The organism is Sphingomonas sp., assembly GCF_964263785.1.
Lineage (GTDB): Bacteria > Pseudomonadota > Alphaproteobacteria > Sphingomonadales > Sphingomonadaceae > Sphingomonas.
In genome coordinates this window covers 1-4,575 of the sequence record NZ_CAXVWL010000090.1, presented here as the reverse complement: position 1 = coordinate 4,575, position 4,575 = coordinate 1, and the positions used below count along the sequence as shown (strand labels likewise).

The window sequence follows — 4,575 nt, the reverse complement described above, 5'->3', positions numbered from 1 at the left end:
GTGGTGGAGCTCGATCTCGCTGGCCTCGACGATGCGCTGGCGGTGCTGTCGGGCCGGACCGAGACGATCGCAGTCATGACGCGTGCGATCGCCGAAACCGGCCCTGATCCCGACGACTGGTTGCCCGCATTCCACCGCGCGCGTCGCCCGAGCTGAAAGGACATCATCATGCGATCCATCCTCCTGACGACCGTTACACTGGCGCTGTGGGCTGCGCCTGCAAGCGCGCAGCTGACCGTCATCGACCCGGCCGCGATCGCCAAGCAGGTCGAGCAGATCCGGCAGACGGTGAAGATGATCGAACAGGGCAAGGAGCAGATCGCCGAGGCGCAGCGGCTGTATAACGACCTCAACAAGCTGACGGACATTCCAAACGTCGCTAGCCAGCTGGGCAAGGACGGGCTGCGTGCAATCGGGGTCACCGACAGCCTGACCGACCTGAGTTCCGGTCGAGCGTCGAGCGGCAACAGCGCCATCGGCCAGAAGGCACAGGCCTATTACCAGCGGTTCCTGCGGCCCTCCGACAGCGGCACCGCGAGGACGCCCGCCGAACTGGCCTACCGCGATGCGATGGAAGCGACCGGCAACCGGATCGCGACGTCGGCTGCGGTGGCCGACATGACCGGTGAGGCCGTGCAATCCCGGGCTGCCGGCCTCGGCGAACTGCAGGCCCGTCTGGCCACGGCGACGACCGCCAAAGAAGTCCAGGATCTGCAGGCACGGATCGCACTTGAACAGGCGCAGGCGAGCAACGACGATACACGACTTCGGGCGCTTGAGATGACACAGCGTGTGGCGGCCGCGACCCGCGCGCAGGCGCGGACCGATGCTGGTCGCGCCGCGCGCCAGCGCGATGCCGATTTCCTTGGTGGCAGGCGATGAAATGCTCGCACCGCGGCACGATGAGAGTTGCGGTTGCCGGGGTCGCCGCGCTGGTCTCGGCTGCGTGTAGCGAGCAGGTGAAGAGCACCGAGTATTACTACGATCACCGCGCTGAACTCGCGGCGCTCGGGCAGCGGTGTCTGAAGGAGACGACCCCGGCGGAACTGGTCAATCCCGCCACGAGCCTGCAGCAGAACTGCTACAACGGCGCGCTCGCCGACGCCCGCATCACGCGCGAACGACGGACGGCTGATCGGCGGACCGCGAGCGGCCGCGACGCCGACGCTCTCTCGGCGAAAGCCAGATAGGCATGGCGGCACCGGGCTTCCAATATGATGGGCAATTGTTCTCGACGATGTTCGCCGGGTTCAAGGAGCCGATCGATGCGATCTTCGGCTCGGGTTACGGAGCGATGATCGGCTATGTTCGCGGGCCGCTGGCGCTTGGCCTGACCATTTATATCGGCCTGATCGGTTACGCGGTCATCCGGGGCGCGGTTCAATATCCCGCCCGCGAACTCCTGTACCGGATGTTCGCACTGTCGATGCTCTGGTTCCTCGTCACCAGCCAGTACGGCACGCTCATAGCCGAGAATTTTTATCGGACGATCCCCAGCGAGATCTCGACTGCGCTGGGAGGCACGTCGGTCGACAATAGCGGGCAGTTCTTCGACCAGCTCGTCGGGCGCGGCTTCGATGTCGTCAACGAGATGGCCGACAAGCAGGACGAGGCCGTCGCGAAGCGCGCCGAGGAGCGCGCGGCCGCGGGTGACCCAAGCTGGGGCGAAGCGGCGCTTGGCGCGGTCGGCCTTGATTTCAGCATCGAGGACCTGCGCGATTCCATCATCCTGGCACTCGCGATCATCGTTACGGTGGTCTGCATCCTCCTGTGCGCATGCGTCGGCTTCACGATGGTGATCTTCGTGCTGTTCGCACTGGTGATCGTCCTTACCGTTGGACCGCTGTTCGTCGCCGCGCTGCTGTTCGACTCCACCCGTGGCTGGTTCATGTCGTGGCTGTCGCAGGTCATCAATTACGTGCTGCTGTTCGTTATCCTGATCCTGGTCGTGACGATGATCCTCACGATCAGCGAGCGCGCCGTGGAGATGGCGGGTAACCGGGAAACGCCGCTGGCGATGGGACTGGTCGCGAGCGGCTTCTTCCTCGTCGGCGCCTTCATCTTCTTCCAGCTTCCCGCGATCGCCTCAGGTCTCGCCGGCGGTGCCGCGTCCGGGGCATCGCAGTTTGCCAGCGCGGTGTTCGGCGCGGCGGGCAATCTCGCGCGCGGCAGCGGCCACCTTGCGAACTACCGGGCGGGACGGAGCTTCCGCCGCGGCGCCGGTAACCCTGGCGGCGCCATCTCGAGGGGTAAATGACATGAGGCGAACGCTATCCCGTGGGCCTTTACGCTGGGCGCTCCCGATCCTGGTCGCGGTCTCCGGCTGCTCGACGCCAAAGCTCGCCAAGCTCGATATTCCGGACGGACGGCACCGGCGACCGGCGAACCCTTATGGAACCGTCCTGCCCAGCGTCGACGCCGTGGCGGGCACGGTTGTTGCGCCCGCCCGTCCGGCTGCCCCCAACTCGCTCGATGCTGGCGAACCGACGATGATGTTCCCGACGCCTGGACCAACCACGCCGGCGCCACCGCCGGAAGCGCAAGTGCCCGCGCTCGACACCGCGCCCGACACCAAGGCCCCGACCGATCCGATGGAGAAATGAGCAATGGCTGAAGGGGTGTTCGGCAAGGATCTCGCGACCTACTTCGACGAGGCCAGATCGTGGGATCAGGAGCGGATCCGGGGTGCCATCCGCTCGCGGCGTATCGCCTATATCGTTGCGGGGGCCGCGTCCGCCATCGCGGTCGTATCGGTCGGCGCGGTCGCGGCGCTGGCGCCGCTCAAGACCGTCGCGCCGTATGTCGTGACCGTCGATCGCAATACCGGGTCTGCCGAGGTGACGACCGCGCTGACCGGCCGGGAAAGCGTGCCCTACGAGGAGGCCGTGACGAAGTATTTCGTCGCGCAATATGTCCGCTATCGCGAAGGCTGGGTGCCTCGCGCACGACGTGACTATTTCAACTCGGTCGCGATCATGTCGACCCCGGACGAGCAACGCCGCTGGGCCACCTTCTACCGCAACGACAATCCGCTGAGCCCGCAGGTCGTTTATGCGGAGGCCGGCTCGGTCGGCGTCGAGATGAACGCCATCACCTTCGTCAACGCCAATGTCGCGCAGGTCCGGTTCGTGAAGGAAATCGTCTCGGGCACAAGCGTGACCAGGACGAGCTGGATTGCGACGATGACCTTCGACTATTCGCGCGCGCCGCTGTCCGAAAGCGACCGGCTGATGAACCCGCTGGGGTTCCAGGTCAGCACCTACCGTGCGGATCCCGAGGTCACGCAGGCACCGGTCACCGTGCCGGTGCAGGCCAGCCCTGTCGTCATCCCCGCTCCGCTGACGCCGAACGGTGCGCCGCCCAGCGCGCAACCGGCAACGCGCGAGGTCGGACGATGAACCTCCTGTCGCGATCGGCGCTTCTCGCGTCGATGATCGTTTCGACGGTTGCGGCCGCCAACGATGTCCCGACCAGCGGCCGGCACGATGCTCGTGTCCGCTTCGCCGATTATCACCCCGACGAGGTGTTCCACATCACGGGCGTCTACCGATCGGCGACGCAGATCGTGTTCGCCCCGGACGAGCGGATTGCGCATGTGGCGCTCGGCGACACGATCTCATGGGAGGTCGCTCCGGCCGAAAACATGCTGTTCCTCAAGCCGCGCGAGTTTGCCGGTCCGACCAACCTGATCGTGACGACTAGGACGGCGGGAGGTCTGCGCAGCTACACGTTCGAGCTCGTCGCGCGCCGGGGCACGATCGGCCCGCGCGCGGCCAATACTTACTTCCAAGTCAGGTTCCGCTATCCAGCCGACGAGGCGGCAGCCGCTCGGGAAGCTCAACGCCGGGGCGCGGCGCAACAGCTGCAGGCAGCCGAACAGGCGGCGGTGAAAAGTGCGCTCGATGTCGGTGTACTCGAGGGCAGGCGAAACCTGGCCTATACGCTTCAAGGCGCGACCGAACTGCAACCGAGCGAAGTCAGCGACAACGGCGTCTCGACCGTCATGCGGTTTCCCAACCAGCGCGAACTGCCGACAGTGTACCGGGTGTTGCCCGATGGCAGCGAGGCGATCGCCCCGTTCGACGTGCGCGATGATTTCATCGTCGTTCACGCGCTGGCAAAGGAGTTTCGCCTTCGCCGCGGGCGTCTGGTGCTCGCCGTCTACAACGAAAACCCGTCGTTCTACGGGCAGGATTACAAGACCGACACAGCGTCGCCGATCGTTCAGCGAACCACCAAGGGGGAGGACGAGCGATGAACCGGATCAGCCAAGGCTCATCGATCGCGAGCGATGCCGTTCCCAATGACGAAGAGGTCGTCGTCGAGCGTGGTGGCGCTGCCACGACCGGTATTCCTGGCATCACCGCCAACAAGAACCGGCTGTTCGTGGGCGGCAGCCTGATTGCAGCCGCCGCAGTGTTCGGCATTGCCGCGGCGACAGGCATGCTGTCGTCGAACGCCGGCAAGGAGGAAGTGGCCGTTCCTGCGACCGAGACCGCCTACCGGGTGAAGGACGACGGTGTCGTGGCACCGCAACTGGCGGACGCAGGCACGGATCCCAATGCCCCTGTAGCG

Annotated in this window: 6 protein-coding genes and 1 pseudogene; all 7 read left to right on the top strand. The window is 65.7% G+C overall.

Features of this window, described 5'->3' with window-relative positions; genetic code table 11:
- Positions 1–168 precede the first annotated feature (168 nt).
- The gene (locus ACE5C1_RS12165) at positions 169–882 is read left to right on the top strand and encodes a type IV secretion system protein (RefSeq protein WP_374944344.1); all 714 of its coding nucleotides are present in this window, start codon (positions 169–171) and stop codon (positions 880–882) included.
- Between the two features lie 20 nt (positions 883–902).
- Positions 903–1,190, top strand: a complete 288-nt coding sequence (locus ACE5C1_RS12160; protein ID WP_374944343.1) for a hypothetical protein — start codon at positions 903–905, stop codon at positions 1,188–1,190.
- A gap of 2 nt (positions 1,191–1,192) precedes the next feature.
- The gene (locus ACE5C1_RS12155) at positions 1,193–2,257 is read left to right on the top strand and encodes a type IV secretion system protein (RefSeq protein ID WP_374944342.1); all 1,065 of its coding nucleotides are present in this window, start codon (positions 1,193–1,195) and stop codon (positions 2,255–2,257) included.
- 1 nt (position 2,258) lies between these two features.
- Entirely contained in the window at positions 2,259–2,603 is a 345-nt protein-coding gene (locus ACE5C1_RS12150) for a hypothetical protein (protein ID WP_374944341.1), read from the top strand.
- 3 nt (positions 2,604–2,606) lie between these two features.
- Positions 2,607–3,398: a virB8 family protein gene (locus tag ACE5C1_RS12145; RefSeq protein ID WP_374944340.1), complete on the top strand. Its 792-nt coding sequence runs from the start codon at positions 2,607–2,609 to the stop codon at positions 3,396–3,398.
- The gene (locus tag ACE5C1_RS12140) at positions 3,395–4,258 is read left to right on the top strand and encodes a TrbG/VirB9 family P-type conjugative transfer protein (protein ID WP_374944339.1); all 864 of its coding nucleotides are present in this window, start codon (positions 3,395–3,397) and stop codon (positions 4,256–4,258) included. Before ACE5C1_RS12145 ends, ACE5C1_RS12140 begins: the two co-directional genes overlap by 4 nt.
- Positions 4,255–4,575: pseudogene (locus ACE5C1_RS12135) on the top strand (hypothetical protein); the annotation flags it as partial. The gene ACE5C1_RS12140 and the pseudogene ACE5C1_RS12135, both read left to right, overlap by 4 nt.

Excerpts from the sequence above, each read along its gene's own strand:
- ACE5C1_RS12160 (WP_374944343.1), top strand. The coding sequence starts at position 903 with ATGAGAGTTGCGGTTGCCGGGGTCGCCGCGCTGGTCTCGGCTGCGTGT.
- ACE5C1_RS12165 (WP_374944344.1), top strand. The coding sequence starts at position 169 with ATGCGATCCATCCTCCTGACGACCGTTACACTGGCGCTGTGGGCTGCG.
- ACE5C1_RS12155 (WP_374944342.1), top strand. The coding sequence starts at position 1,193 with ATGGCGGCACCGGGCTTCCAATATGATGGGCAATTGTTCTCGACGATG.
- ACE5C1_RS12145 (WP_374944340.1), top strand. The coding sequence starts at position 2,607 with ATGGCTGAAGGGGTGTTCGGCAAGGATCTCGCGACCTACTTCGACGAG.
- ACE5C1_RS12150 (WP_374944341.1), top strand. The coding sequence starts at position 2,259 with ATGAGGCGAACGCTATCCCGTGGGCCTTTACGCTGGGCGCTCCCGATC.
- ACE5C1_RS12140 (WP_374944339.1), top strand. The coding sequence starts at position 3,395 with ATGAACCTCCTGTCGCGATCGGCGCTTCTCGCGTCGATGATCGTTTCG.